The 26,877-nt window shown below is 64.2% G+C and carries 25 protein-coding genes and 1 tRNA gene; 23 read left to right on the forward strand and 3 right to left on the reverse strand.

Annotated elements, in window-relative coordinates; genetic code table 11:
* Positions 1-51: 51 nt before the first annotated feature.
* The 20 genes from ABCW42_RS05935 to ABCW42_RS06030 all read left to right on the forward strand — a co-directional run bounded on the left by ABCW42_RS05935 (position 52) and on the right by ABCW42_RS06030 (position 19,697).
* Positions 52-411, forward strand: a complete 360-nt coding sequence (locus ABCW42_RS05935) for a cytidine deaminase (RefSeq protein WP_423184815.1) — start codon at positions 52-54, stop codon at positions 409-411.
* A complete protein-coding gene (locus ABCW42_RS05940) occupies positions 408-1,718 on the forward strand; it encodes a thymidine phosphorylase (RefSeq protein ID WP_423183983.1) in 1,311 nt (436 codons plus the stop codon). Before ABCW42_RS05935 ends, ABCW42_RS05940 begins: the two co-directional genes overlap by 4 nt.
* A 63-nt stretch (positions 1,719-1,781) precedes the next feature.
* Positions 1,782-2,435 (forward strand): DedA family protein, encoded by a 654-nt coding sequence (locus ABCW42_RS05945; RefSeq protein ID WP_423183984.1) that lies wholly within the window; start codon positions 1,782-1,784, stop codon positions 2,433-2,435.
* Between the two features lie 222 nt (positions 2,436-2,657).
* A complete protein-coding gene (locus ABCW42_RS05950) occupies positions 2,658-3,362 on the forward strand; it encodes a DedA family protein (protein ID WP_423184816.1) in 705 nt (234 codons plus the stop codon).
* Positions 3,363-3,390: 28 nt separating this feature from the next.
* The gene (locus tag ABCW42_RS05955) at positions 3,391-4,542 is read left to right on the forward strand and encodes an adenosine deaminase (protein WP_423183985.1); all 1,152 of its coding nucleotides are present in this window, start codon (positions 3,391-3,393) and stop codon (positions 4,540-4,542) included.
* 64 nt (positions 4,543-4,606) lie between these two features.
* A complete protein-coding gene (locus ABCW42_RS05960) occupies positions 4,607-5,281 on the forward strand; it encodes a MazG nucleotide pyrophosphohydrolase domain-containing protein (protein ID WP_423183986.1) in 675 nt (224 codons plus the stop codon).
* Positions 5,282-5,374: 93 nt separating this feature from the next.
* Positions 5,375-6,655: a phosphopyruvate hydratase gene (eno, locus tag ABCW42_RS05965; RefSeq protein WP_423183987.1), complete on the forward strand. Its 1,281-nt coding sequence runs from the start codon at positions 5,375-5,377 to the stop codon at positions 6,653-6,655.
* A 156-nt stretch (positions 6,656-6,811) separates the two neighbouring features.
* Positions 6,812-7,546: an FtsB family cell division protein gene (locus ABCW42_RS05970; protein WP_423183988.1), complete on the forward strand. Its 735-nt coding sequence runs from the start codon at positions 6,812-6,814 to the stop codon at positions 7,544-7,546.
* A 69-nt stretch (positions 7,547-7,615) separates the two neighbouring features.
* The gene (locus ABCW42_RS05975; RefSeq protein ID WP_423183989.1) at positions 7,616-8,308 is read left to right on the forward strand and encodes a DUF501 domain-containing protein; all 693 of its coding nucleotides are present in this window, start codon (positions 7,616-7,618) and stop codon (positions 8,306-8,308) included.
* A complete protein-coding gene (locus tag ABCW42_RS05980) occupies positions 8,305-9,252 on the forward strand; it encodes an exopolyphosphatase (RefSeq protein WP_423183990.1) in 948 nt (315 codons plus the stop codon). The genes ABCW42_RS05975 and ABCW42_RS05980 overlap by 4 nt, the downstream gene beginning before the upstream one ends.
* Positions 9,252-10,670, forward strand: a complete 1,419-nt coding sequence (locus ABCW42_RS05985; RefSeq protein WP_423183991.1) for a S8 family serine peptidase — start codon at positions 9,252-9,254, stop codon at positions 10,668-10,670. The genes ABCW42_RS05980 and ABCW42_RS05985 overlap by 1 nt, the downstream gene beginning before the upstream one ends.
* Before the next feature lie 72 nt (positions 10,671-10,742).
* On the forward strand, positions 10,743-12,176 hold the full coding sequence (locus tag ABCW42_RS05990; RefSeq protein WP_423183992.1) for an NAD(P)/FAD-dependent oxidoreductase: 1,434 nt from the start codon (positions 10,743-10,745) through the stop codon (positions 12,174-12,176).
* Between the two features lie 148 nt (positions 12,177-12,324).
* On the forward strand, positions 12,325-13,245 hold the full coding sequence (locus ABCW42_RS05995; RefSeq protein ID WP_423183993.1) for an N-acetyltransferase: 921 nt from the start codon (positions 12,325-12,327) through the stop codon (positions 13,243-13,245).
* A gap of 45 nt (positions 13,246-13,290) precedes the next feature.
* Positions 13,291-13,364 (forward strand) — tRNA-Leu (locus ABCW42_RS06000).
* 183 nt (positions 13,365-13,547) lie between these two features.
* The gene (locus ABCW42_RS06005; RefSeq protein ID WP_423183994.1) at positions 13,548-14,777 is read left to right on the forward strand and encodes a branched-chain amino acid ABC transporter substrate-binding protein; all 1,230 of its coding nucleotides are present in this window, start codon (positions 13,548-13,550) and stop codon (positions 14,775-14,777) included.
* Positions 14,778-14,856: 79 nt separating this feature from the next.
* Entirely contained in the window at positions 14,857-15,876 is a 1,020-nt protein-coding gene (locus ABCW42_RS06010) for a branched-chain amino acid ABC transporter permease (protein WP_423183995.1), read from the forward strand.
* Entirely contained in the window at positions 15,873-17,099 is a 1,227-nt protein-coding gene (locus ABCW42_RS06015; protein ID WP_423183996.1) for a branched-chain amino acid ABC transporter permease, read from the forward strand. The genes ABCW42_RS06010 and ABCW42_RS06015 overlap by 4 nt, the downstream gene beginning before the upstream one ends.
* Positions 17,092-17,979: an ABC transporter ATP-binding protein gene (locus tag ABCW42_RS06020; protein WP_423183997.1), complete on the forward strand. Its 888-nt coding sequence runs from the start codon at positions 17,092-17,094 to the stop codon at positions 17,977-17,979. The genes ABCW42_RS06015 and ABCW42_RS06020 overlap by 8 nt, the downstream gene beginning before the upstream one ends.
* Positions 17,972-18,679, forward strand: a complete 708-nt coding sequence (locus tag ABCW42_RS06025; protein ID WP_423184817.1) for an ABC transporter ATP-binding protein — start codon at positions 17,972-17,974, stop codon at positions 18,677-18,679. Before ABCW42_RS06020 ends, ABCW42_RS06025 begins: the two co-directional genes overlap by 8 nt.
* Positions 18,680-18,812: 133 nt before the next feature.
* On the forward strand, positions 18,813-19,697 hold the full coding sequence (locus tag ABCW42_RS06030) for a Bax inhibitor-1/YccA family protein (protein WP_423183998.1): 885 nt from the start codon (positions 18,813-18,815) through the stop codon (positions 19,695-19,697).
* Between the two features lie 12 nt (positions 19,698-19,709).
* On the opposite strand, the gene ABCW42_RS06035 is transcribed toward ABCW42_RS06030, so the two are convergent.
* The 3 genes from ABCW42_RS06035 to galT form a co-directional block, all read right to left on the reverse strand.
* On the reverse strand, positions 19,710-20,948 hold the full coding sequence (locus tag ABCW42_RS06035; RefSeq protein WP_423183999.1) for an acetyl-CoA C-acetyltransferase: 1,239 nt from the start codon (positions 20,946-20,948) through the stop codon (positions 19,710-19,712).
* A 62-nt stretch (positions 20,949-21,010) separates the two neighbouring features.
* A complete protein-coding gene (gene galK, locus ABCW42_RS06040) occupies positions 21,011-22,180 on the reverse strand; it encodes a galactokinase (protein ID WP_423184000.1) in 1,170 nt (389 codons plus the stop codon).
* On the reverse strand, positions 22,177-23,328 hold the full coding sequence (gene galT, locus ABCW42_RS06045) for a galactose-1-phosphate uridylyltransferase (RefSeq protein ID WP_423184001.1): 1,152 nt from the start codon (positions 23,326-23,328) through the stop codon (positions 22,177-22,179). Before galT ends, galK begins: the two co-directional genes overlap by 4 nt.
* 103 nt (positions 23,329-23,431) lie before the next feature.
* Between galT and ABCW42_RS06050 the strand changes: the two genes are divergently transcribed.
* From ABCW42_RS06050 to ilvA, 3 genes are read left to right on the forward strand one after another with little or no spacing between them, the layout of a single operon-like run.
* The gene (locus tag ABCW42_RS06050) at positions 23,432-24,379 is read left to right on the forward strand and encodes an aldose 1-epimerase family protein (protein WP_423184002.1); all 948 of its coding nucleotides are present in this window, start codon (positions 23,432-23,434) and stop codon (positions 24,377-24,379) included.
* Between the two features lie 40 nt (positions 24,380-24,419).
* Complete coding sequence (locus ABCW42_RS06055) at positions 24,420-25,634, forward strand: AI-2E family transporter (protein WP_423184003.1); 1,215 nt, start codon at positions 24,420-24,422, stop codon at positions 25,632-25,634.
* Positions 25,635-25,637: 3 nt separating this feature from the next.
* On the forward strand, positions 25,638-26,876 hold the full coding sequence (ilvA, locus tag ABCW42_RS06060; RefSeq protein WP_423184004.1) for a threonine ammonia-lyase: 1,239 nt from the start codon (positions 25,638-25,640) through the stop codon (positions 26,874-26,876).
* Position 26,877: the final 1 nt, after the last annotated feature.

Below are 26,877 nucleotides of genomic sequence, written 5' to 3' on the forward strand. Positions count from 1 at the left end.
GAAGATTCCGAGGTGGATTGGCCGGCGCTTGAAGCAGTCGCCATCGCGGCGATGCACAAGGCCTACGCGCCGTATTCGAACTTCCCGGTGGGGGCGGCAGCGCTCACCGACGATGGGAGGATCGTCAGCGGCTGCAACGTGGAGAACGCCAGCTACGGACTGACCCTGTGCGCTGAGTGCGCGCTTGTGGGCGACCTGCATATGGGCGGGGGCGGAAAGCTCAAGGCGTTCTACTGCGTCGACGCCAAGGGCAACGTGCTCATGCCGTGCGGACGCTGCCGCCAGCTGCTGTACGAATTCCGCGCGCCCGGAATGCAGCTCATGACAACCCAAGGCATCAAGACGATGGACGAGGTCCTGCCCGATGCCTTCGGCCCGGACAACATGGCACACCTGGAGGGAAACCGGTGACACAAACTGAAGCGTTCGACGCCGTCCAGATCATCAGCATCAAACGGGACAAGGGCACGCTCACCCCGGAGCAGATCGATTGGACCATCGATGCCTATACCCGCGGCGTCATAGCCGACGAGCAAATGGCGGCATTGAACATGGCGATCCTGCTCAACGGAATGGACCGTGCCGAAATCTCGCGCTGGACTGCCGCAATGATCGCGTCCGGCGAGCGGATGGACTTTTCGAGCCTTCGGCGTCCCGACGGCGGCACGAAGGCGACTGCCGACAAGCACTCCACCGGTGGCGTCGGGGACAAGATCACCTTGCCCTTGGCGCCGTTGGTGGCGGTTTTCGGGGTGGCAGTGCCGCAGCTGTCCGGCAGGGGATTGGGCCACACGGGCGGCACGCTGGACAAGCTTGAGTCCATTCCGGGCTGGCGGGCGAACCTTGGAAACCAGGAAATCCTGGCGCAACTGCAAGACGTCGGCGCGGTGATCTGCGCGGCCGGGGCCGGCCTGGCTCCCGCGGACAAGAAACTCTATGCCCTGCGGGACGTGACCGGAACGGTCGAGGCGATCCCGCTCATCGCCTCGTCCATCATGAGCAAGAAAATCGCCGAGGGCACGGGCTCCCTGGTCCTCGACGTGAAGGTGGGTTCCGGCGCTTTCATGAAAGATGAAGCCGGCGCCCGCGAGCTGGGCGAAACCATGGTTGCCCTAGGAAAGGATGCCGGCGTCAAGACCGTCGCACTCCTGACCAACATGGCCACACCGCTGGGCTTGACGGCGGGAAACGCCATTGAGGTGGAGGAATCGGTGGAGGTCCTCGCCGGCGGCGGTCCGGAAGACGTCGTCGAACTCACAGTCCGCCTCGCCGAAGAGATGCTCGAAAGCGCCGGAGTGCGCGACGCCGATCCGGCGGCCGCGCTGAAGGACGGGAGGGCAATGGACATCTGGAACCGGATGATCGAAGCCCAGGGCGGCGATCCGCGCGCGGCGTTGCCGGTAGCCAGGGAGTCCGAGGTGATTCCTGCGCCTGCCGATGGCGTGTTGGTGGAGTTGGACGCGTTGTCCGTGGGGGTGGCCGCTTGGCGGCTCGGCGCTGGCCGCGCCCGCAAGGAAGACTCGGTGCAGGCAGGAGCGGGAGTTCGGATGCACGCCAAACCCGGTGCCGTGGTGCGGGCCGGTGAGCCGCTCCTGACGCTCCTGAGCGATACTCCCGAGAAGTTCGACAGGGCCAAGGAAGTCCTCGAGGGGGCCGTGGTCATCGCACCGGAAGGTTCACGTCCGGCGCAGCGCCTCATCATCGACAGAATTTCGTAGCTCGTCCTCCCGGGCGTTTCGGGCGCCCGGGAGACTATCCTGCGAGCCATTCGTTAGGAAACCGTGCAGGCAATCAACGATTTCATCCTCGCAGCAGCCGGGCAGCCGTGGGTTCTGCTCCTGGTTTTTGCGTGCTGCCTGATCGATGGCTTCTTCCCGCCCATCCCCAGCGAGTCGGTAGTTGTGGGGCTTGCCGCCGTCTCAGCGACTGCCGGCGTGCCCAATGCGTGGCTCCTGATCCTCGTGGGTGCGCTCGGTGCCTTCGGGGGAGACAACCTGGCTTACCTGATCGGGCGGAAGATCGGAGTCCGGCGATGGCGGTGGATGCGCTCGCAGAGGATGCAGGGCGCCTTCCGCTGGGCTGGACGGGAACTCCGACGGCGGGCCGCTTCGCTGATCATGGTGGCCCGCTTCATCCCCGTCGGCCGCGTGGCGGTGAACCTCACCGCGGGTGCGACCCGCTTTTCCCACGGCACCTTCGTAGCGCTCACGGCGTTGTCCGCGGTGATGTGGGCGAGCTATTCGGTGGCAATCGGCGTGTTCTTCGGCCAATGGTTCGAGCACAACCACGTGCTCGGTGCCGTCATCGCGATCATTGCTGCCGTCATCCTCGGAATCGTTGTTGACCGCGTCATCAGCAAGGTCCGCGGACCGCTTCCAGCCGAGTCCGAAGTCGCGGACGAACCGGGGGAAACCGAGGCGGAATCCGTCAAATAGCCGTCCCGTCCTCATCCTCGGGTATGACGCCTGGCAAGCGCGGATATCCGCCCGGAGGGGGACGCGTTGCGTGTGACTTGCGAGTTAGCCTTGACTTGTGATCCCCTTCGGCGGGGGCGTAGCGAACGACGCTCCGGCCATGGGATAATTGAGAGCGATCTATGTCACGCAACCGTGTGACTTTCCCTGAGGAGCAATGCCTGCGTGGAATTCATGAACCACATGCTCGAGCATGCCGCCGGGCAGCCGTGGATCTACCCCGCGCTCCTGGTCTTCTTCTTCATCGATGGCTTTGCCACGATCCTGCCAAGCGAGACCGCGATCGTGGGCCTCTCCGCGTTGGCGATGCACCGTGGTGAGCCGAACCTGTGGCTCCTCGGAGCAACGGCCCTCATCGGTGCGATGGCAGGCGACAACACGGCCTACTTGCTGGGACGCAAAATCGGCCATGACCGGTGGAAATGGATGCGCAGGCCAAAGGTCCAGAAGATGTTTGCCTGGGCGCACTATGAGCTGGACAAGCGTGGAGCGGTACTCATCTTCACGGCGCGCTACATTCCTTGGGGCCGCGTGGCGGTTAACTATGTCGCCGGACAAACCGGATTCAGCCGCAAGACCTTCTTCTGGCTTGATGCTTTCGCCTGCCTGACCTGGGTGGGTTATTCCGTGGGGATCGGTGCGCTCGCCGGACGTTGGGTGCACAACAATCCTCTCCTTGGCGTGGGAATCGCGATCGCGTTCGCCGTCGTGGTGGGCTTTGTGGTTGACCACGCCCTGCGCTGGTGGCACAAGCACCTCGAAAAGAAGGATGCCGAGAAAATGGCCGCGGCAGGCGGGGGAGCAGCTTCTCCGTCGGGAACCAGCGCGGAAGGCCGCTCCGGGATCAACGCGACGGCCGGCGTCGAACGCTCCCACCCTGCTGGCTAAGCTCCTTCCGTCCCCCTAGAGTTGAGGGGTGACTGAGCCCATTGTTGACGCCGCCCCAGCCCTTGACTTCGACCTGAAACGACTTCCGAAGGTTTCCCTTCACGACCATTTGGACGGGGGACTGCGCCCGGCCACCATCATCGAACTCGCCGATGCCGTCGGCCACGTCCTGCCATCCACTGATCCCGTTGCACTGGGCCAGTGGTTCCGCGAGTCGGCCGATTCCGGTTCCTTGGTCCGCTACCTCGAAACTTTCGACCACACGGTCGCCGTCATGCAGACGAAAGAGGGCCTGGCCAGGGTCGCCAAGGAATTCGTTGAGGACCTCGCGGACGACGGTGTGGTGTACGGCGAGATCCGCTGGGCGCCCGAGCAGCACCTGCAGAAGGGCCTCACCCTGGATGAGGTTGTAGAGGCCGTGCAGGAGGGCCTCGACGCCGGTGTTGCGGTTGTTGAGGAATCAGGCCGCCAGATCAGGGTCGGCCAGCTCATCACGGCAATGCGCCACGCGGACCGCGGCCAGGAAATCGCGGAACTCGCTGTCCGCCACCGCTACAACGGTGCCATCGGTTTCGACATCGCCGGAGCTGAAGACGGCTTCCTTCCCTCCCGTTTCAAAGACGCCTTCACCTACCTCGCCGAGCACAATTTCCCGGCCACCGTGCACGCCGGCGAAGCAGCGGGACTGGAAAGCATCCAGTCCGCGCTTGTGGACGGCCGCGCCTTGCGCCTCGGGCACGGCGTGCGGATCGCGGAGGATATCAGTGTCGAATTCGAGGACGCCGACCACGACTCCGACGACGACTCCGAGGACACAGTGGGCATGGTCACCTTGGGTGAAGTGGCGGGCTGGGTCCGCGACCGCGGGATCGCGTTGGAGATCTGCCCTTCGTCCAACCTCCAGACCGGAGCGATCGCGAACTTCGGCGAAGGCATCGAGAACCACCCGCTGGACATGCTGTACCAATTGGGCTTCAACGTGACCATCAACACGGACAACCGGCTCATGAGCGGCGTGACCCTGACAGAGGAGTTCGAACTGCTCGTCGAGACGTTCGACTATGACCTCGACGATCTCCTCGAACTGACCCTGAACGCAGCCGAATCCTCCTTCTTGCCGCTGGACGAAAAAGAGGCGCTTGTGGAGTACATCAACGACGCCTACGCCAACCTTGCCTAGCGGGCATTCAGCCGTAGCCGCGCTTGTCCAAACAATCGCGTCCCTTCGCGAACATTGTCCTTGGATGGGGGCCCTGACGCACGAATCGCTCGTGGAGTACCTGATCGAGGAAGCCTACGAAGTGGTTGATTCGATCGAGGCCGGTTCCCGGGGCCGTTCGGAGTCCGGTTCCGGAAGCGCCGGCTTCGCCGATGAACTCCGCGGCGAGCTGGGCGATGTGCTGCTCCAAGTAGTGCTTCACGCCCGGCTCGCCGAGGAGCGCGGCCAGTTCGCGTTCGACGACGTCGCCCGCACCATTACGGAGAAGATGATCCGGCGCAATCCGCACGTCTTCAAGCCCGACGGAACGTTGCAGGACTCCTTTCCGGCCACTGTCGAAGAGATCGTCGAGAAATGGGATGCCGTCAAAAAGGCTGAAAAGCCGGGGCGGACGGATCCATTCGAAGGCATACCACCCCATCTCCCGGCGCTCGCGCTGGCGCAGAAATCCCTCGACAGGGCCGATCGGGCGGCGCGTTCCGGCGTCGTCGGGCACTCCCGCCCGGACGTTGTCCCGGCGGAGGTTCCCGGCTCCGAAGGCGACCTCGGCGACCTCCTGCTCGCCGTCGTCGCCGGCGCGCGGGAGAAAGGCCTCGACGCCGAACGGGCGTTGCGCGGTGCCGTCCGCCGCTACCAACAACATGGAAACGAAACCGCATGGAAGCCACACGAAAGGCCCGGGTCCGACGCCGTTCCGTAACGTTGGCCCGTCTCGACTAGGCTAGTGGCGACGAGGACGTCGAGAATTTCCCTCTAGATTCCCAGTAAATCGCTTCACCATAAGGAGCAGTCCATGGCGCTTATCGATGCCATCCACGCCCGCGAGATCCTTGACTCCCGCGGAAACCCGACAGTAGAAGTTGAAGTTCTGCTTTCCGATGGCCAGATCGGCCGCGCGGCAGTCCCGTCCGGAGCCTCCACCGGCGAGCACGAGGCCGTTGAACTGCGCGACGGCGACAAGGGCCGCTACCTCGGCAAGGGCGTCCAGAAGGCCGTTGACGCGGTCATCGACGAAATCGCCCCGGCTCTGATCGGCTTCGACGCAACGGACCAGCGCAGCATCGACCAGGCCATGATCGACCTCGACGGCACGGCCAACAAGGGCAAGCTCGGCGCCAACGCCATCCTTGGTGTTTCCCTCGCCGTGGCCAACGCCGCAGCCGCTTCCGCGGACCTGCCCCTCTACAAGTACCTGGGCGGCCCGAACGCACACGTCCTGCCTGTCCCGCTGATGAACATCCTCAACGGTGGCTCGCACGCCGACTCCGACGTCGACATCCAGGAATTCATGATCGCCCCGATCGGCGCCGAGACCTTCTCCGAGGGCCTCCGCTGGGGCGTTGAGGTCTACCACAACCTCAAGTCCGTCCTCCAGGCCCAGGGCCTCTCCACCGGCCTCGGCGACGAAGGCGGTTTCGCGCCGAACCTGCCGTCCAACCGTGCCGCACTGGACCTGATCCAGGAAGCCATCAAGAACGCCGGATACACCCCGGGCCAAGACATCGCCCTGGCGCTGGACGTCGCTTCCTCCGAGTTCTACAAGGACGGCGCCTACCAGTTCGAAGGCAAGTCCCTCTCGGCCGCCGAGATGAGCGCCTACTACGCCGAACTCGTTGCCGACTACCCGCTGGTCTCCATCGAGGACCCGCTGGACGAGAACGACTGGGAAGGTTGGAAGACCCTCACCGACACGATCGGCGACAAGGTCCAGCTGGTTGGCGACGACCTCTTCGTGACCAACCCCGAGCGCCTGCAGCAGGGTATCGACGCCGCGACGGCCAACTCCCTGCTCGTCAAGGTCAACCAGATCGGTTCCCTGACCGAAACCCTGGACGCCGTTTCCCTGGCCCAGCGTTCCGGCTACACCACCATCACCTCGCACCGTTCCGGCGAAACCGAGGACACCACCATTGCCGACATCTCCGTTGCCACCAACGCGGGACAGATCAAGACCGGTGCCCCGGCCCGCTCCGAGCGCGTCGCGAAGTACAACCAACTGCTGCGCATCGAAGAAGAACTCGACGACGCCGCACGCTACGCCGGCCGCAGCGCTTTCCCGCGTTTCAAGGGCTAGTGTCCGCGTAAACGCCTGACCGGTGGCTATGGTGGAAAGACCATAGCCACCGGTTCCGTTTAAGGAAGCGCGCTTGCACTTCGGCGAACCGGCTGGCCCGAAGGCACGCGACGAGCAGCAACCCGCCAGGAAAACACCGGGCATTACAGGAGTGTCATGGCAACCCGCCGTCCCAAGGTCCCCCGGGCAGACGCCCTCGGAGGTGCGCCACTGAAGAACCCCGACGGCGGCCACGTCATCCGTGCCGAATTCGGCGAGTCCCGCAAGGTGGCTCCGGGCCAGCACGAAGCCCCGGCCTCAGCGGGAGCGAAGGGATCAGCCGGCGCTGTTTCCAAGAACGGCGCGGTTTCCAAGAACGGCGCGGTTTCCAAGAACGGCGCAGTTTTCAAGAACAGTGCAGGCGGGACATCCACCGGGCGCGGCCGCACGGGAGACTCCACGGTTTCAAAGGCCTCCCATAAACCGACATCGTCCGGCAACGACGCAACCGTCGGCAGGCCGGTTCCCGCGAAGGCCTTTTCCGGCCGGATGCTCGCCCTCGCGGTGGTGATGATCGCGATCACCGTCATGCTCGCGCCGACGGTCAAGATCTGGCTCGAGAAGAAAGCGGAAATCTCGGGCCTCCAAGCCGATATCGCGAGCAAACAGGCGGAGCAGGCCGACCTGCGCAAGCAGATCACGCGCTGGCAGGATCCCAACTACGTGAAACAGCAGGCCCGGGACCGCATTAACATGGTTATGCCGGGTGAAGCCGGCTATTGGGTGTTCGGCGGCGACGATTCCGCCGGCACACCGGGTGGACGCACCGCCTCAGGCGCTTCGGGGACCCCGTCCAATCTGCCATGGGTGGATGGGCTGTGGGATTCGATCGTACGCTCGGCAACAGACTAGACGCGGTGCCCGCCGCCGTCGCGCTTTGGATAGACGCGACCCAACAGGGCAGGAAGGACGGCAGCGCCAGTGGAAGAAAACCCGGCACTTGCCTCGAAGGAGTCCCGCAAGCCAACAGCCCACGATCTCGATGTCTTGAGCCGCCAACTCGGCAGGCCCGTGCGTGACGTCGTCGAAATCCCGGCGCGTTGCGTGTGCGGCAATCCCTTGGTCGCGGCTACGGCACCGCGTTTGAGCAACGGCACCCCGTTTCCCACCACGTTCTACTTGACGCACCCCGTGATCACTTCTGCGGTTTCCCGTTTGGAAGCCGGCGGCCTCATGAACTACATGAACGACCGCTTGGCGGCGGACGAATCCTTGGCTGCCGCCTACCGTGATGCCCACGACGCCTACTTGCGGGCGCGTGAGGAGATCGCGGCCCGCGTGGGGACGGGGGATGTTCCCGAGATCTCGGGCGTTTCCGCCGGCGGCATGCCCACCCGCGTCAAGTGCCTGCACGTCCTGGTGGGCCACTCGTTGGCGGCGGGGCCCGGAGTGAACCCACTCGGCGACGAAGCCATCGAAGCCATCAAGGAATGGTGGACCGTGGACCGCTGCTATTGCGAAGGCGCGTGGGACAGCGCCGGACAAGCGCCTTCGAAGGACCTCAGCCGCCACGGCCCGCAAGGCCTTCCGGACATCGTGGGCCGGCCGGCACCCGTCCGAAAATCGCAGCAAGCCGTTACGAACGGAACCGACGCCCCGGAGCAGGACGCATGAACCGCGTAGCCGCCATCGATTGCGGTACCAATTCGATCCGCCTCCTCATCGCCGACGCGGACGACGCCGGCTCGCACGCCCCGCTCCGGGACATCGTGCGTGAAATGCGCGTCGTGCGCCTCGGGCAAGGTGTGGACGCGACTGGCGAATTGGCGCCCGAAGCCCTCGAACGCACCTTCGCGGCCGCTGGCGACTACGCCGGGCTGATCCGCCACCACGGGGCCGGACGCATCCGTTTCGTGGCAACGTCCGCCAGCCGGGACGCCCGCAACAGGGACGTCTTCGTGGACGGGATCCGATCGTTGCTGGGCGTCGAACCGGAGGTCATTTCCGGCGACGAAGAAGCGTCGCTGTCCTTCGCCGGGGCAAGCAGCGTCCTCCCGCCGAGCGGCAAAGACGCGGTGCTGGTGGTGGACCTCGGGGGAGGGAGCACGGAGTTCGTCCTCGGAGACGACGACGGCGTCATTGCGGCGAAGTCCGTCGACATCGGCTGCGTCCGGCTCACCGAACGGCACCTCCACAGCGACCCCCCGACGCCGGCGGAACTCGCCGCCGCGGAAGCCGACGTCGATGCCGCCATCGACCTGGCGAACCGCACCGTCCCGCTGAACCAGGCCACCGCCGTCGTGGGCGTTGCCGGGACCATCACCACCATCACGGCTCATGCGCTGGGACTGGGCGAATACGATCCCGGAGCGATCCACGGGGCGAGCCTCGACCTTGACACCATTTGCGACGCCGCCACGAGCCTGATCGAGATGACCCGCGAGGAGCGCGCGCGGTTGCCGTACATGCACCCGGGCCGCGTGGATGTCATCGGCGCCGGAGCGCTTGTGTGGCGCCGCATCCTTCAGCGATTGGCCGAGCTGAGCGATGGCGCGATCAGTGAAGCGACCTCAAGCGAGCACGACATCCTCGATGGCATCGCGCTGAGTATTCGCTGATGGTCCGCGGACACCAGCGAAGCAACCGTCTCCAGCCAGGGATCCGGCCTCGTCGGCGCTTCCGGGCGGCCGCGGCTGCGCTGGCCGCCGTCCTGGCCGGAGGGAGCCTGGCCGGCGGATTGTTCATCGCGCCGTCCGCGTTCGCCGACTCCTGGCGGGACAAGGAATATTGGCTCAACGAATACGGCATCTCCGCTGCCTGGCAAGTGTCGAAGGGCGCGGGCGTGAAAGTCGCCATCATCGACAGCGGCGTGGACGGCCAGCATCCGGATCTCAAAGACGCAGTGGTCGGCGGAACCGACGCGTCAGGGGCCGGTAGCCCGGACGGGCAGAAGAGCATTGGTTCCAAGCCCGAGCACGGGACACTCGTTGCCACGCTCCTGGCCGGGCGCGGGCACACTCCGCCGAGCCCGTCGGGAGCCCCGGCATCGCCTTCACCCGCAGCCGGCTCCATCGGGTCCGACGGCATAGTCGGCGTCGCACCCGAAGCCCAGATTTTGACCGTGTCGGCCTGGCTCGGTTCGCCGAACCCCGCGGGCAAGACGGACCAGGAACAGATTCCCGAGGCCGTGCGCTGGGCCGTGGACAACGGCGCCAAGGTCATCAATATTTCCTTGGGGAGCACCTCGCCGGACTGGCCGCAAAGCTGGGATGCCGCCTTCCTCTACGCCGAGCAGAAGGACGTCGTGGTTGTCGCGGCGGCCGGCAACCGGATCGCGGGCAACGTCCAAGTGGGCGCACCGGCAACCATTCCAGGCGTCTTGACCGTGGCGGGGCTTGACCGGAACCGCACCGCCAGCGTCGATGCCTCGTCGCAGGGGATAAGCATCGGGGTCTCGGCCCCATCGGAGCAACTCGTGGGCGGTCTCCCCGGGGGCAGCTATGAGGACTGGGCAGGAACGTCCGGCTCTGCCCCTATCGTCTCCGGCGTCGCTGCCCTCATCCGTTCCAAATGGCCCACCATGAGCGCCAAACAGGTCATCAACCGGATCGTGTCTACGGCCCAGGATGCAGGTGCTCCTGGCAAGGACCCAATTTACGGCTACGGCATCCTGAACGCCGAAGCCGCGCTCAAGGCCGACGTGCCGGAGGCGCAATCGAATCCCTTGGGCTCGATCGCGGACTGGATCCGGGTCCATCGCCGCGGGGACCTCAGTACGCCCACGCCGTTGCCGACCACCAAAGTCAGCAGTTCCCTGCCTCCTTTGGCCGACCCCACGGTCCCTGTCGCGAAGGCGCCGTCCGAGGCGGACACTACGGTTCCGGCCGCCGTCGTGGTTGGTTTTGGCGTCCTGTTCATTGCGATCCTGGCCGGTGCGACGTTCCAGTTGAGGCGGGCCTACCGGGCGCCTCCGAAGCCGGTGGAGGCGACGGAATCGGGCGAGGTGGAAGTCGTGGATCCGAGTCCGCCGAAATAAGGTTCGCGGCCCTGGCATGAGACTTGGGAAATAGCTAGTGAAGATTTTCACAAAGTGCTGTACCCTAGTGATATGACCACGCCTGAGCTTATTGACCGTCCCCGTGTCCTTGTTGTCGGCGGCGGGTACGTCGGCCTGTACGTAGCCCTCAAGCTGCAGAAGAAGATCGCCAACGCCGGCGGAATCGTCACCGTCGTTGACCCGCTTCCCTACATGACCTACCAGCCCTTCCTCCCCGAGGTGGCCGGCGGAAACATCGAGGCGCGCCACGCCGTCGTCTCCCACCGCCAGCACCTCAAGCAGACTGAGCTGATCCAGGGCCGCGTCACCAGCATCGACCACCAGAACCGCACCGCGGTTGTGGCTCCGGCTGACGGGGGTGAGCCTTTCGAGGTTCCCTACTTCGACGTCGTGGTTTCCGCGGGCGCCATCACCCGCACGTTCCCCATCAAGGGCCTCGCGGACGAAGGCATCGGCCTGAAGACCATCGAAGAAGCTGTGGCACTGCGCAACAAGGTCCTGGAGCGCATCGAGGTTGCCTCCACCATGACGGACCCTGCCGAACGCACCAGGGCGCTGACCTTCGTGGTTGTCGGCGGCGGTTTTGCCGGCATCGAGTGCATCACCGAAATGGAAGACCTGGCCCGCGCCGCCGTCAAGAACAACGCGCGCATCCGCCAGGAAGAAGTCCGCTTCGTCCTCGTCGAAGCCATGGGCCGCATCATGCCTGAGGTCACCGCACAGCAGGCCGAGTGGGTTGTGGGACACCTGCGCAGCCGTGGCATCGAGGTCCTCCTCAACACTTCCCTCGACAACGCCGAGGGCAGCCTCAAGCTCATCAACCTCCCGGACAAGACGCCTGCCCAGGAGTTCGAAGCAGACACCCTCGTGTGGACTGCGGGCGTCCAGGCCAACCCGATGATCCGCTCCACCGACTTCCCGCTGGAGCCGCGCGGCCGCGTCCGCGTCCTTCCGGACCTGCGCATCGCCGGTGACGAAGGCATCATCGACAACGCCTGGGCCGCCGGCGATATCGCGGCTGTTCCGGACCTCACGGGCAAGGGCCTGCCGGACGGTACCTGCGTTCCCAACGCCCAGCACGCCCTGCGCCAGGCCAAGCGCCTCGCGAAGAACCTGTGGGCATCCCGCTGGGACAAGCCGCTGGCCGACTACAAGCACAAGAACCTCGGTGCTGTTGCCGGTTTCGGCGAGTGGAAGGGCGTTGCCAACATCAACCTCTTCGGCCGCATCGGCCTCAAGGGCGGCCTCGCCTGGCTGGCACACCGTGGTTACCACGGCCTGGCCATCCCTACGGGCGAGCGCAAGGTCCGCGTTATCTTCAACTGGCTCTTGGGCATGACCATGGGTCGCGACACCACCCAGTTGCTGGACCTGGACAACCCGCGCGGCGCTTTCGTCGCCGCGGCCACCCCGGCTCCCAAGCCGGCAGCAGCTCCCGCGCCGGCTGCCGAGTCCAAGGACCCGGTAGCGGCCAGCGCAAAGTAGCACCACCCAAAGCAGTCCCGACGACGGCGACCGTTCCCCTGAAGGGGCGGTCGCCGTCGTCGTCCCCCGAGTTTGTGTACAGATAACGCCCTTAAAACCCGTCCATAAGGGCGTTACGTGTACACAATCTCTGCCTACACTTGGCACCATGGCAGGCGAAAGCGATCTGACGACCCTCCTCACGTCCATGCACCCGGCGCTCCGCGACGGCGACTACGTGTATGCCTTGTGGCCGCACGGCAAGCCCCTCGAAGGCCACGTTGAGGCCGCCGTCCGGGAGGCAGAAGGCTTGACCGTAGTGCTGCATCGCGACGAAGCCGAACGACTGGGCGTGTCCTACGATTTCGTCGCGGCCTGGATCACCCTCCAAATCCACTCCGCGCTGGACGCCGTCGGCCTGACCGCGGCCGTGAGTTCCGCGCTGACCGCCGCCGGCATCAGCTGCAATGTGCTCGCGGGATTCCACCACGACCATTTGCTGGTTCCGGCCGCCCAGTCCGGTCACGCGATGGACATCCTGGAACTCTTGGCGCAAGGCGTCGTGCTGCGGACGGAAAAGCCGTCCGACCGCGAGCACATCCTGGCGTTGACCGCTTCTGCTTTCTCGGTCAGCCCCGTTACTGGCCTGCCGGTGGAAGGGACGCCGGAGGAGGTGACGTTGTTGCGGGAGCTGTTCGACTCCGATGAATACCTTCCGGAATTCAGCATCGTGGCCGAGATCGGCGGCGACATCGTAGGGCACGTCATCAGTACGCGGGGCTGGATCGGCGAGCTCGGACTCCTGGGCCTTGGTCCCATCAGCGTGCAGCCCCACTTGCAACGTCGCGGGATCGGATCCGCGCTCTTGCGCGAGTCGGCCCGCCGGGCCGACCGGGCGGGGGAGCCGGGCATCGCCCTGCTTGGCAGCACCGCTTACTACCCGCGCTTCGGCTACGTCCCCGCGGGGACGCTGGGGATCGAAGCCCCCGATCCCGCCTGGGGAGACCACTTTCAGCTGTTGCCGTTAAAAGCATGGCCCGACGGCGTCAAGGGCACCTTCCGCTATGCGTCGCCTTTCCACGCGGGCTGACCGGCGACACTCCCGGGTTACAGGCTGGGTTACGATTGTCCGGGCGCCCCAGTAGCCCAATCGGCAGAGGCAGCGGACTTAAAATCCGCTCAGTCCGGGTTCGAGTCCCGGCTGGGGCACAAAATTTACATGTAGTTCACGCGGTGAATTCGTGCTGCCTGCCATTACCGACCGTTACACGATCCTGACCTGCAAATATGTGTTGTGGGACACATATTTGGTAGTACGCTCATGGAACATGTTCGAAGTGAAAGCCGCTTCGGGCGAATGACCACGAATCACATGCGGCGCGGAGGTTATTTATGTACGGGAAGAAAGTCATTTCGGCGATAGCGACGACGGCCGCCCTCGGCATGTTGGTGGCTGGCTGCGCGAACCAGTCCGGCCCAAGCAATACGGAATCTTCGGGGAGCAGCGGCAGGGTCAACATCCCTTCGATTTCCAAGGTCGACGTTCCCGCCGGGGCTGTACTACCCGCGGGCGACGGCAAGGGAACGTGCCCGTCCACCACCACCATTGCTTATGCCGGTGCCGAGACCGGACCCAATGCCCAGCTGGGCATCAACATCTTCAACGGCATCCAGTTGGCCGTCAACCAGCACAACGCCGCCAACGCCGGCTGCCAGGTCCAATTCAAGAAGTTCGATACAGAAGGCGACCCGAACAAGGCCACCGGTCCGGTCACGCAGATCGTCTCCGAATCGGACATCATCGGCGTTGTTGGTTTGCCCTTCTCCGGCGAATCCAAGGCAACAGGCAACATCTTCGAACAGAAGGGCCTGGTCCACATCACGCCGTCGGCCACCAACCCCGGCCTGACCAAGAACGGCTGGACCACCTTCTTCCGTGCCCTCGGCAATGACGCCGTTCAGGGACCGGCGGCAGCCAAGTTCCTCACGGACAAGCTGCAGGCCAAGAAGGTCTACTTGGTCCAGGATGATTCCGACTACGGCATCGGCCTGGGAACCACCACGTCCCAGGCGCTCGGTTCCGCCATGGTCGGTTCGGACAAGGTAGTCACCGGCCAGAAGGACTTCTCGGCCGTCATTTCCAAGATCATGAACGCGAAGGCGGACACTGTCTACTACGCCGGCTACTACGCGGAAGGCGCCCCGTTCGACCAGCAGCTGGTTGGCAAGGGATTCACGGGATCGTTCGTTGGCCCAGACGGCGTGAAGGATGACCAGTTCATCAAGCAGGCCGGCGACGCGTCGTCGAACGCCTACTTCACGTGCCCCTGCATTCCCGGAGAGCTGATCCCGAGCTTCGAGTCCGAATACAAGAAGCTGGCGAACGCAGAGCCCGGAACCTACTCCATTGAGGGTTACGACGCAGCTACCGTCCTGTTGTCCGGTATCGACAAGGGCAAGCAGACTCGCGCCGACCTTCTTTCCTGGGTGAAGTCCTACGACGCGGACGGGCTGTCAAAGCACTACAAGTGGGACTCCACCGGTGAACTGGCAACCCCGGATGTCTACGGCTACAAGGTCGAGAACGGCAAGATCGTCCCGATCGGCGTCATCGGCAAGTAGTGACATAGGCCGTCTGAATGCTGGGGGTTGGCATCCGTGCGGACCCCCAGCATTTCTTTGACAACAGCAGGAAGTGCCCATGATTAGTGAAGTAATTCCCACCTTGCTCCATTCGGTGCCTATGGATGACACGTGGATCACATTTGACGTCAATTCACTCGCCGAGAACTTCTGGAGCTCCACTTTCGACGGGTTCACCTTCGGCGCGATTTATGCCCTGGTGGCCCTTGGATACACGCTCGTCTACGGTGTTTTGAACCTCATCAACTTTGCCCACTCCGAAGTGTTTATCACGGGTTGCTACGGCGTGTTCTTTACGCTGAGCGCCCTCAATTTCGGGCCGTCCGCACCGCACCTTGCCTTTTGGGCGATCGTCGGAAACCTTATCCTTGCGCTCGTCGTCGCAATTATTGCTTCCGCATTGATGGCCGTGGTGGTTGAACGCGTTGCCTACAAACCACTGAGAACCCGCAAAGCCCCCCGGTTGGCCTTCCTGATTACGGCGATCGGGGTTTCCTTTGCCATTCAGTACACCATTTATTGGTGGCGCGGCCCCAGCCCCGAAGCGGCCTTGACCATGTTCCGGCCAATACCGATTTTCGATGTTTTCGGGACAATCGTCGATTCCCAGCAAGTGGTCATTGTCATCGCTGCCATCATTTTGATGATTGCCACCGACCAGTTCATCCGGCGTTCGCGCACGGGCCGCGGAATCCGCGCAGTGGCGCAGGACCCGGATACCGCCACGCTGATGGGCGTCAACAAGGAAAAGATCATTGTCACAACCTTCATCATCGGCGGAATCCTCGCTGGCGCGGCGGCATTGTTCTACGTCATGAAAATCCCTTCGGGCGTGCAGTACAACGGCGGCTTCATCCTCGGCGTCAAAGCCTTCGCGGCCGCTGTACTTGGCGGCATCGGCAACGTCCGGGGCGCTTTGCTGGGCGGTTTGTTGATCGGGCTGATCGGAAACTACGGCCAGGTCCTCCTGGGCAGTTCGCAGTGGACGGACGTTGTTGCCTTCGTGGTTTTGGTTTTGGTTTTGATCGTTCGTCCCGAAGGTATCCTTGGCAGCTCGCTAGGAAAGAGCAAGGCATGAGCACTACAGACGGTCCCACACTGATTCCGGATGATGCGGCGGCCCAGGATATTGCGGACCGCGAAGCAAGAAGGCGGCAGCGCAAAGGCTGGTTCCCGGGTCTCGGCGACAAGTGGAACGCGCTCCCGCGCCATATCCAATGGCTGATCCTGATCGTCGTGGTTGTCATCGCGTACTTGCTTCCGATCCTCAATCCGCCGTTGATCACCACGGAGCCCGGCAACAACTGGCAAATCGCCTTGGCGCAAATGTCCGTGTACGCATTGGTGGCCGTGGGCCTGAATGTCGTGGTCGGCTATGCGGGCCTCCTGGACTTGGGGTACGTGGCATTCTTCGCGCTCGGGTCCTATACGGCGGCGATGTTCACGAGTCCCGACTCGCCGTACGTGCACATTCCCTACCTGTGGACACTGCCGTTGGCGATGGCGGTCACGATGTTCTTCGGCGTGCTCCTCGGGGTGCCTACGCTTCGCCTCCGCGGTGACTACCTGGCAATCGTGACCCTTGGCTTCGGTGAGATCGTGCGTATCCTCGCGACCATCATCCCGGCCATGAAGGGCCAGGTCGGCTTCCAAAACGTCGGCCACCCTCCTGGAACGGATTCAAGCGGGCAGCCGATCTTCCTGAACTCGAACGGAACCCCGTGGTACTGGTTCACGTTGTCAGTGATCATCATTGTGCTGCTCGCCGCCGGAAACCTTGAGCGAAGCCGCGTGGGGCGGGCGTGGATCGCGATCCGCGAGGACGAGGACGCCGCCGAAATCATGGGGGTTCCCACCTTCAAATACAAGGTGTGGGCATTTGCCATCGGCGCATCCGTCGGCGGTTTGTCCGGCGCCTTGTTTGCCGGTCAGGTCGGATTCGTGAACAACCAGAAATTCGATATCGCCACCTCCATCCTGTTCGTCGCTGCCGTGGTGATGGGCGGCACTGGAAACAAGGTGGGTGCGCTTCTTGGGGGTTCCCTCGTGGCTTACATTCCTCTCCGGTTCACGGCCATCGCCGAATTCAAGTACTTGATCTTCGGAGCGGCCTTGGTGCTGATCATGATCTTCCGTCCAGGGGGAATCCTGCCGGCACGCCAGAGCCTCCTTGCGTATGGGCGCTTGGCGTACAACAAGGTCAAGGGTGCTTTTGGCGGTACCGCCGCCCCTGGGCAGACAATTGCCCGGGCTCCTGGACAAATAGCCACCGAACCCGCGAAGGGAGCAGGCAATGAGTGAAGCAATCGAGCCGGAGATCGACGTCGATGCCCTCAAGGAGCAGGGTGTGGACCTTGAGGTCGCGGAAAAGGTTGCGCCGGAGCGCGATATCGTCACCAAGGTGGGCGAGGCGCTGGTCCAAGTGCAGAACCTCACCATCAAGTTCGGCGGCCTGACAGCCTTGGACAACGTCACGTTCGATATCAACCGCGGTGAAATCCTGGGCCTGATCGGTCCCAACGGTGCCGGCAAGACCACGTGCTTCAACGCCATGACAGGGGTATACAAACCGACGGCGGGGAAGGTCCTGCTGGAGGGGAAGTTGCTCAATGGATTGCCGCAGCACAAGATCACCAGGCGCGGCCTCGCCAGGACTTTCCAGAACATCCGGCTCTTCGGCGAGATGACCGCCTTGGAGAACGTCGTGGTTGGCCTGGACGCCCGGCACCGAACGAGCGTCGGGGGGGCGTTGTTTCGCCTGCCCACCCATGTCCGGGAGGAAAAGACGGCCATTGAGCGGGGAATGGCATTGCTCGAATTCGTCGGTATCGCCGACCATGCGCATTTCCTGTCGCGGCACTTGCCCTATGGGTACCAGCGCCGCCTGGAAATCGCCCGGGCGCTCGCAACGGACCCCAAAGTCCTTTGCTTGGATGAACCGGCGGCCGGCTTCAACCCGGCGGAAAAAGAGGAACTCATGTCCCTCATCCGAACAATCCGCGATGACGGATACACGGTTCTGCTCATTGAGCACGACATGAAGTTGGTCATGGGCGTCACGGACCGGATTGTGGTCCTGGAGTTCGGAAAGAAGATCGCTGACGACGTGCCGAAGGTTATTCGCGATGACCCCAAGGTCATTTCCGCCTATCTCGGGGAGCCTGAAGATGACGTTGCTTGAGCTGAAGAACGTTTCCGTCCACTACGGCCGGATCCAAGCCATTTCCAACATGTCCTTCAGCGTCGAAGAAGGCGAAATCGTCTCGCTTATCGGTGCCAACGGTGCGGGAAAGACAACCACCATGCGGACCATCTCGGGTTTGCTCCATCCGTCGTCGGGATCCATCACGTTCGGGGGCAGGGACATCACCCGCATGAAGGCGCATGTCCGCGTCATGCAAGGAATTTCCCAAGCTCCCGAGGGGCGGGGGATTTTCCCGGGCATGACGGTGATGGAGAACCTGGACATGGGTTCGTATGGCCGCAAGGACCGGGCCAAGATATCGGAGGACCTCGAGCGGGTTTTCGACCTTTTTCCCCGGTTGAAGGAGCGCATCCGGCAGTTCGGCGGAACCATGAGCGGTGGCGAGCAGCAAATGCTCGCAATCGGCAGGGCGTTGATGTCCAATCCGAAATTGCTGCTGTTGGATGAACCCTCGATGGGCCTTGCCCCGCAGTTCATCCGGCAGATCTTCAAGATCGTCAGCGAAATCAACAACCAGGGCACCACGGTGCTTTTGGTCGAACAAAATGCCAACCAGGCCTTGGCCCGGGCCAACCGGGCGTTTGTCCTTGAGACCGGGTCGATCACGCATAGCGGCACCGGCAAGGAATTGCTTGCAAATCCGGTGATCAAGGAAGCCTACTTGGGCGTCGGATAAGAGACCGTGCCGGCGTCCCGGTCTCAATATGGGGACGCCGGCACAGGACCGATGGAACTATTCGGGCGGTCCGAGCGTAGGAATTGGTAGCGTGAACTATCACTTCGCACCCAAACCAAGAAGGACATCCATCATGGCACTCGGCGGCAACCCGATCTTCAACGGAAAGAGTTTCCGTGGAGCCACACAGGCACCGCGTGTTCCCAGTTATCCGCAAGGCCAGCAGCAGTACGGCCAGCCCCAATACGGCCAGCCGTCGTGGGAAACACAGCAGATGAGCAGCGACCAGCTGCAGCAGATGTACAACCGGCCTTCCGCCGGCCCGGCCGAGACAGGCCGGATGACTTTCGACGACGTCATCGTCAAGACGGCGGCTTGCCTCGCTGTCTTGCTGATCGGCGCGGCCATCAGCCTGTTCGTCGCACCTGGAACGTCCAGTCTTTTGATGGTCGTCGGTGCGTTGGGCGGCTTCGTCTTGGCCATGGTCAACACCTTCAAGAAGCAGCCGTCGCCGGCCTTGATCCTTGGCTATGCCGGGTTGGAGGGGTTGTTCCTTGGTGGCCTGACGCGTTTCCTGGACGCCTTGTACCCGGGCGTCGGCCTGCAAGCCGTGATCGGAACCCTGGCCGTCTTCGGCGTGACACTGGCGCTTTTCAAGAGCGGCAAGGTGCGCGCCACTCCCAAGGCGATGCGGTTCTTCATGATCGCGATGCTCGGGTACCTCGTTTTCGCCGTGATCAACATGCTCATGGTGTGGACCGGCGTGGTGAATTCACCGTTCGGCCTCAGCACCAGTGTCCACATCTTCGGCATTCCGCTGGGTGTCTTCATCGGGCTACTGGCCATCGGCCTGGCTGCGTTCTCGTTGGTGATGGACTTTACGAGCATTGAGCAAGGTGTCCTGCAGGGCGCTCCGGAACGGTATTCCTGGACGGCCGCGTTCGGCCTGACCGTCACCCTCGTGTGGCTGTACGTGGAGATCATCCGCCTGCTGGCGATCCTGCGAGGCGACGACTAACCCCGAGGAAGGCTAGGAAAGGCGCTCGAAAACGACAGCCATGCCTTGCCCGCCGCCGACGCACAGGGTCGCCAGTCCCAAGGTGCCGTCGCGTTCGCGCAAGCCGTTGAGCAAGGTGGTGGCCATGCGCGCTCCGGTCATCCCGAAGGGGTGGCCGAGGGCGATCGCGCCGCCGTGGACGTTGAGCTTTTCGGGATCGATGCCGAGTTCGCGGGCGCTCGCCACCACCTGCACGGCGAACGCCTCGTTGAGTTCAACGAGGTCGATATCCGCCATCGTCAGTCCGGCGGAGGCGAGGGCGCGGCGGGACGATTCGACCGGACCCATGCCCATGAGTTCGGGGGAGAGGGCGCTGACGCCGGTGGAGACAATGCGGGCCAGGGGTTGCAGGCCAAGCTCCCGGGCACGGGAATCGCTCATGACCACGACGGCGGCAGCACCGTCGTTGAGCGGGCAGGCGTTGCCCGCGGTCACGGTTCCTTGCGGCCGGAAAACGGGCTGCAAGGCCGAGACCGCCTCAAGGGTGACGCCTGCCCGGGGCGAATCGTCACGATCCACCACGGTGCCGTCCTTACGTTCGTACGGCGTGATCTCCCGGGCATAGAAGCCTGAAGCAATGGCGGCTTCCGTGCGGTTCTGACTGAGCACTGCCCACTCGTCCTGCTCTGCCCGGCTGATCCCTTGGCTTGTGGCAACGTTTTCCGCGGTCTGTCCCATCGCGATGTAGACGTCCGGCATCCTGCCGCCCCAGCGTGGATCGGTCCATGGCGTGTTGGATGCGGCTCGGGCAGCGGTGCGTGCCCTGGCCGCGGCGAAGAGGGGATTGTGGACGCTGGTATCGGTCTCGCCTGCGCCCACCCAGTTCTGGTAGCGGGAGACCGATTCGACACCCGCCGCCACGAAGGCGTTGCCTTCCCCGGACTTAATGGCATGGAACGCCATCCTCAGGGTCTGGAGGCTCGACGCGCAGAACCGGTTGATGGTGGCCGCGGGGACGATGTCCAGCCCGGCGAGGACGGTGACCACACGGGCCATGTTCGATCCCGCCTCGCCGCTGGGTTCGGCGCATCCGAGGTAGAGGTCGTCCAGGCCGCGCCCGTCCGCCGCGCCGGGATCGAACGCGGGAATCCGGGCCAACGCGGCGTTCACCATGGCTACTGCGAGGTCGTCAGGGCGTTCGTCCTTGAGGGATCCTTTGAACGCCCGGCCAATCGGGCTCCTGGCGGCTGACACGATGACGGCCTGAGTCATGTGCCCAGCTTACGCCCGCGGCAGGTGGCCGCACTCCGCCGAATCGACCGGCGGTGCGGCGCTCAGATCAGGCGTGTGGCGCCCGCTGCGGGGACTACGGTGAAGATGTCCGGCGTCGTGAATCCGGCCGCTTCGAAGGCGCGCACGACGGCGTCACGCACCTCCTGCTCGTGCCGCACCGGGGTGAGCGCGATGGCTGAGCCGCCGAAGCCACCACCGGTCATCCGTGCTCCGATGGCGCCGTGCGCGCGGGATGTGTCCACAGCAAGGTCCAGTTCCGGGCAGGAGATCTCGAAATCGTCCCGCATGGAGGCATGGCTTGCGTCGAGCAGCAGGCCGATATGGCCGGGGCCGTCCGAGGTAAGGCGCTCGACCGTTTGGAGTACGCGGTCGTTCTCGGTTACTACGTGGCGGACGCGCCGGAACGTCGTGTCGTCAAGCAGCCCGCTGGCTTCCTCGAGGTCGCCGACGCCGACGTCGCGAAGCGATGGGACTCCCAGGACCTGGGCGCCCAATTCGCATGATTCGCGCCGGGACGCGTAGCCGCCGTCGGCATGGGAATGGGAGACCTTGGTGTCGATGACCAGCAGCACGAGTCCTGCTTCCTCCGCGTCGAACGGGACCAACTGGATGCTTTGGTCGCGGCAATCCAGGAAGACGGCGTGGCCCGCGGAACCGCGCAGGGAGGCAGACTGGTCCATGATTCCGGTGGGAGCGCCGACGAATTCGTTTTCGGCCCGCTGCGTTTCCAGCACCATGTCTTCTGCCGTGAGGCCGGCTTCCTTGAGCTCGTTGAGGGCCAGGATGACGGCGCTTTCAATGGCGTGGGAAGAAGAGAGCCCCGCACCGAGGGGCACGTCGGAGTCCAGGAGCAGGTCGAAGCCAGGGACCTCGATGCCGCGCTGTTGGAGGGCCCAGGCCACGCCGAGGGGATATTTCGTCCAGCCTTTGGCGGAGCCTGGAACCAGCGTGTCGGCGTCCGCCTCGACGAGGCCTTGCGCGCCGAAGGTGGAAAGGAGCCGGATCCGCGAATCCGGGCGCAAGCGCAAGGCCACCTTCGCCGTCTTGTCGATCGCGAAAGGAAGCACGAAACCTTCGTTGTAATCGGTGTGCTCACCGATCAGGTTGACTCGTCCGGGAGCCTGCCACACGCCGTCGGGCACTGAACCGAACGCGGCCTCGAATTGTTCGGAGAGGGCACTCACTGCGGGAGCGCCGGGAGTGGAGGTCATGCTGAGGCCCCTTCCGGGATTCCGGTGGTGGTCTTGCCGGCTCGCGTGGAGCCGCCGGCGACCGAGCGCAGGCGGGCGGCCACGGATTCGGGCGTGGTGTCGTTGATGAAGGCTCCCATGGCGGCCTCGGAGCCGGCAAGGTATTTGAGTTTGTCGGCCGCCCGGCGGGGGGAGGTCAATTGCAGGTGCAAGTGGCCGGACTGTCGCAACGCCGGGTCCAGCGGCGCCTGGTGCCAGGCGGAAATGTAGGGGGTCGGTGTTGGATACAGGGCGTCGAGTCGTTTGAGCAGGTCGAGGTAGACGTGGGCCAGTTCGTCGCGTTCGGATCCGGTCAGGGCTGCCAGGTCCGGTACTTGGCGGTGGGGGACCAGATGTACCTCCAAGGGCCACCGCGCCGCGAACGGCACGTAGGCACTGAAATGTTCCGCTTCGAGCACCATGCGCCTGCCGTCCTGCAGTTCCGCCTTGAGGATGGAGGACGTGAGCGATTCCCGGCCCTTGGAGTCGTCGAAGTGCTTGCCGGCTTCGGCCCCGAGGCTCGCCGCGCGGGGCGTCACGTAGGGGTAGGCGTAGATCTGCCCGTGGGGGTGGTGGAGCGTTACTCCGATTTCGGCGCCGCGGTTTTCAAACGGGAAGACCTGCCGGACCCCGGGGAGGGCACTGAGCGCTTCGGTCCGGTGTGCCCAGGCTTCAATGACTGTCCGGGCCCTGGTCTCGCCGAGTTCGGCAAAGGATCCGGTGTGCTTCGGCGTGAAAGAGACAACTTCGCAACGGCCGAAGGCCGGTCCCGATGTTCCCCAGGAAGGCGCGTCCGGAGTGGATCCCACTGCCGGGCCCAAGGAGGGGAAGCGGTTCTCGAACACCACGACGTCGTAATCCGGCGCCGGGATTTCCGAAGGGTTCGCGGGGGTGGTGGGGCAGATGGGGCATTGGTCGGCGGGCGGGAGGTGTGTCCGGCTTTGGCGGTGGGCGGCGACAGCTACCCATTCGCCGCTGAGGGCGTCGTAACGCAACTCGCCCGGGTCAGCACGGGGTGGAAGGTCCCGGTGGTCCACCAAGGACCGGGGATCACGCTCCGGCGAGCCGGGGTCGTCGAAATAGATCAGTTCCCGACCGTCGGCGAGGCGTGTGCTGGTGAGGCGAGTCATGAAATTATGGTGCCACAGACCGCTCAAAAAGGCAAAATATCTAACAAAATTGAACATTGGACGCCTTCCGCCGCACGACTCGACGATGCAGTACGGTGGTGCCATGCCTCCTACATCCCCGTCGGCCGCCGTCGGCGACGCCGTTTCCCGCCGCTTCGCCACCGGCCGCCAATTCGAAATCCGCCGCGGTGACGCGTTCGCCGTCGTTACCGAACTGGCCGCGGGCCTCCGGTTGTTCAGCCGCAACGGTGTCCAATTCACGGAAAGCTACGGCGACGACCAAATCTCGCCGGGCGCCACCGGCATCACCTTGGCGCCGTGGGCGAACCGGGTGGAAGACGGTGTCTGGTACCTCAACGGCAAGAAGCAGCAACTCGACGTCACCGAGGTCTCGCGGAACAACGCCAGCCACGGACTCCTGCGTAACTCGTCTTATGCCCTCGTCGCGGAGGACGAGTTCTCGGTGACCCTCGAGGCCGTGATCTTCCCGCAGCACGGCTACCCGTTCCTGGCCCGGCACCAGGTCCGCTACGGGATCGACGCCGAACTCGCCCTGCGGGTTTCGCAAACCTTCATTAACGATTCGGCGTCGCCCGCTCCGTTCGTGCTGGGCGCCCACCCCTACTTCCGCATCGGCGACGTCCCGCCCGAGGAGACGGTCCTGACGGTCCAGGCCCGCACGCGCCTCGTCACCGACGAACGGCTCATCCCGCGCAGCGCGGTTCCCGTCGAGGGAGACTTCGATTTGAGCGGCGGCCGGAACGTCGGCAGCCTCGAGCTGGATTCCGCGTATTTGGACCTTGCGTTCGACGACGGCGTTGCCCGCCACACGCTGTCCGCGCCGGACGGCAGGACGGTCACTTTGGAGCAGGACAGCAACTGCACGCACGTCCATGTCTTCGTCACCGACACCTTCCCGGGACGTTCGAAGGCGGTTGCGCTCGAGCCCATGACGGGACCGGCCAACGCCTTTAATTCAGACGAGGGGCCGCGGTGGGTCGAGCCGGGGGAGGCGTTCACCATGAACTGGGGAATCGTCGCCGTGCCGTAGCCGGTTTCCCATCCTGCGATCCCTGCGGAATTATGGGGTCATGACGCCAGCACATGACGCCACTGCAGCAAGCGACTCCTCTCCGGGAAGGCTAGCGCCCCTCCCGGAGAACCGGATCGCGCAAGACATCCCGTACGGAATCCGGATCGCGGCGGCGTGGGCTTGGCGCGTGGGCCTCATCATGGTGGTTGTCGCCGCCCTCGTGTGGTTGCTGGGCAGGGTCAGCTTCCTGGTCATTCCCGTCATGGTGGCCGCGCTCCTTGCCGGTTTGCTCTACCCGGTCACAGCATCGCTCAGGAGGCTCAAACTACCGCAAGGCCTGGCGGTCGCCGTCACCGTCCTCGGTTTCGTCGGCGTCATCGCTGGTGCATTGGCGCTGGTGGGACGGCAACTGGCCGTGGGCTTCGGCGAGCTGTGGCAGGAGGCCCTCGTCGGAATCCAACAGATCCAGACTTGGCTCGCCGAAGGACCTTTGCGCCTGACCGCGGAACAAATCGACAAGTACGTCCAAGACGCCACGGCCGCCCTGCAGAACAACAGCAGCAGCATCCTGAGTGGCGCGTTGTCCTTCGGGAGCACAGCCGGGCACTTTGCCGCGGGAATGGTCCTGGCCCTCTTCATCCTCATCTTCTTCCTCCTGGAGGGGCCGCGGATCTGGGGGTTCATTGTGGGACTCCTGCCGAGGACCGCGCGTGCGGCGGCCGACGGCGCTGGACGACGTGGTTGGTCGTCCATGGTCAGCTACGTCCGCATCCAGATGTTCGTTGCTTTCGTCGATGCCGTGGGAATCGGTGTCGGCGCAGCCATCATCCAAGTTCCGCTGGCCGTGCCCTTGGCCGTGCTGGTGTTCATCGGTTCATTCATCCCGGTCGTCGGAGCCTTGGTCACAGGTGCGGTTGCCGTCCTTCTTGCCTTGGTGGCGAATGGTCCGGTCAATGCGCTCGTCATGCTCGGCATCGTCCTCCTGGTGCAGCAACTCGAAAGCCACATCCTCCAGCCGCTCGTCATGGGCAAGGCGGTCTCGCTCCACCCGGTCGCCGTCATCCTGACTGTCGCCGCCGGCTCCTACCTCGCCGGGATCCCCGGAGCGCTTTTCGCAGTTCCGCTGCTGGCCGTAGCAAACTCGGCGATTCGCTATATTGCCGCAAGGACGTGGGAACATGATGAAGGACCGGATGACGCCGCCGCTGCCCAAGCGCCCGCCGAACTGATCCCTTCAGGCAATGCCGCAGAAGAAACCAACAAAGGAGAATAACCCGTGAATACCCTCGACACCCTGCCCGTCACGCTGGACGATGTCCTCAAGGCGCGGGAGCTGCTCGAGGGCATTATTACCAAGACTCCCATCGAGTCCTCACGGGCCCTCGGCGCCATGGTTGGCGGCGACGTCTTCTTCAAGTGCGAAAACCTCCAGCGCGCCGGCTCCTTCAAGGTCCGCGGCGCCTATGTGCGCATGGCGCGTCTGTCCGACGAGGAAAAGAAGCGCGGCGTCGTTGCTGCCTCCGCAGGCAACCATGCGCAAGGCGTTGCGGTTGCGGCGAAATCCCTGGGAATCAACGCACGCATCTACATGCCGCTCGGGGTCGCACTGCCCAAACTGTCCGCGACGCGCAGCCACGGTGCCGAAGTGGTCCTCCACGGCCACAACGTGGACGAAGCACTTGCCGAAGCCCAGCGCTACGCCAACGAAACCGGTGCAGTCTTCGTCCACCCGTTCGACAACGTGGATGTCGTGGCCGGCCAAGGCACAGTCGGCCTCGAAGTGCTGGACCAGGTCCCGAACGTCGATACCGTCCTGATGGGCGTGGGTGGCGGCGGCTTGCTCGCCGGAGTCGCCGTCGCAATCAAGTCCCGCGCCCGTGAACTCGGCCGCGAGATCCGGATCATCGGAGTGCAGGCGGAAAACGCCGCCGCCTACCCGCCGTCGCTCGCTGCAGACGCCTTGGTGCCGCTCAAGAAGGTTTCCACGATGGCGGACGGCATCGCCGTCGGACGTCCCGGCCAATTGCCGTTCAGCATCATCCGCGAGCTCGTGGACGACGTCGTGACCGTGAGCGAGGATTCCTTGGCGCGGGCGCTCATCTTCCTGCTCGAGCGCGCCAAGATGGTGGTGGAGCCGGCCGGCGCCGTGGGCGTCGCCGCGCTGATGGACGGCAAGATCGAGAATCCGGGCACTACCGCGGTGATCCTCTCGGGCGGCAACATCGACCCCATGTTGATGCTCAAGGTGATCCAGCGCGGCCTCTCCGCCGCCGGACGGTTCATGACCGTCCGCATGATGCTGGATGACCGGCCCGGTTCCTTGGCCACCATCGCCCGCATCATCGCCGAGAACGATGCCAACGTGACGGGCCTGGACCACACGAGGGTGGGCGGCGCGATCAGCATGGGCGACGTCTCCATCACGATCAACCTGGAAACGAAGGGACACGAGCACAGTGAGCAAGTCCTCGCCGCTTTGAGGGCCGAGGGCTTCCACCCCATCGTGGTCCACTAAG

It is taken from the genome of Arthrobacter sp. NyZ413, from assembly GCF_049390645.1.
Lineage (GTDB): Bacteria > Actinomycetota > Actinomycetes > Actinomycetales > Micrococcaceae > Arthrobacter.

What these genes read in the sequence shown, in the direction of transcription:
- ABCW42_RS05935 (WP_423184815.1), top strand. Translation starts at nt 52, where the DNA reads ATGCACAAGGCCTACGCGCCGTATTCGAACTTCCCGGTGGGGGCGGCA.
- ABCW42_RS05950 (WP_423184816.1), top strand. Translation starts at nt 2,658, where the DNA reads ATGCTCGAGCATGCCGCCGGGCAGCCGTGGATCTACCCCGCGCTCCTG.
- ABCW42_RS05960 (WP_423183986.1), top strand. Translation starts at nt 4,607, where the DNA reads ATGGGGGCCCTGACGCACGAATCGCTCGTGGAGTACCTGATCGAGGAA.
- eno (WP_423183987.1), top strand. Translation starts at nt 5,375, where the DNA reads ATGGCGCTTATCGATGCCATCCACGCCCGCGAGATCCTTGACTCCCGC.
- ABCW42_RS05970 (WP_423183988.1), top strand. Translation starts at nt 6,812, where the DNA reads ATGGCAACCCGCCGTCCCAAGGTCCCCCGGGCAGACGCCCTCGGAGGT.
- ABCW42_RS05980 (WP_423183990.1), top strand. Translation starts at nt 8,305, where the DNA reads ATGAACCGCGTAGCCGCCATCGATTGCGGTACCAATTCGATCCGCCTC.
- ABCW42_RS05985 (WP_423183991.1), top strand. Translation starts at nt 9,252, where the DNA reads ATGGTCCGCGGACACCAGCGAAGCAACCGTCTCCAGCCAGGGATCCGG.
- ABCW42_RS05990 (WP_423183992.1), top strand. Translation starts at nt 10,743, where the DNA reads ATGACCACGCCTGAGCTTATTGACCGTCCCCGTGTCCTTGTTGTCGGC.
- ABCW42_RS05995 (WP_423183993.1), top strand. Translation starts at nt 12,325, where the DNA reads ATGGCAGGCGAAAGCGATCTGACGACCCTCCTCACGTCCATGCACCCG.
- ABCW42_RS06005 (WP_423183994.1), top strand. Translation starts at nt 13,548, where the DNA reads ATGTACGGGAAGAAAGTCATTTCGGCGATAGCGACGACGGCCGCCCTC.
- ABCW42_RS06010 (WP_423183995.1), top strand. Translation starts at nt 14,857, where the DNA reads ATGATTAGTGAAGTAATTCCCACCTTGCTCCATTCGGTGCCTATGGAT.
- ABCW42_RS06015 (WP_423183996.1), top strand. Translation starts at nt 15,873, where the DNA reads ATGAGCACTACAGACGGTCCCACACTGATTCCGGATGATGCGGCGGCC.
- ABCW42_RS06020 (WP_423183997.1), top strand. Translation starts at nt 17,092, where the DNA reads ATGAGTGAAGCAATCGAGCCGGAGATCGACGTCGATGCCCTCAAGGAG.
- ABCW42_RS06030 (WP_423183998.1), top strand. Translation starts at nt 18,813, where the DNA reads ATGGCACTCGGCGGCAACCCGATCTTCAACGGAAAGAGTTTCCGTGGA.
- ABCW42_RS06035 (WP_423183999.1), bottom strand. Translation starts at nt 20,948, where the DNA reads ATGACTCAGGCCGTCATCGTGTCAGCCGCCAGGAGCCCGATTGGCCGG.
- galK (WP_423184000.1), bottom strand. Translation starts at nt 22,180, where the DNA reads ATGACCTCCACTCCCGGCGCTCCCGCAGTGAGTGCCCTCTCCGAACAA.
- galT (WP_423184001.1), bottom strand. Translation starts at nt 23,328, where the DNA reads ATGACTCGCCTCACCAGCACACGCCTCGCCGACGGTCGGGAACTGATC.
- ABCW42_RS06050 (WP_423184002.1), top strand. Translation starts at nt 23,432, where the DNA reads ATGCCTCCTACATCCCCGTCGGCCGCCGTCGGCGACGCCGTTTCCCGC.
- ABCW42_RS06055 (WP_423184003.1), top strand. Translation starts at nt 24,420, where the DNA reads ATGACGCCAGCACATGACGCCACTGCAGCAAGCGACTCCTCTCCGGGA.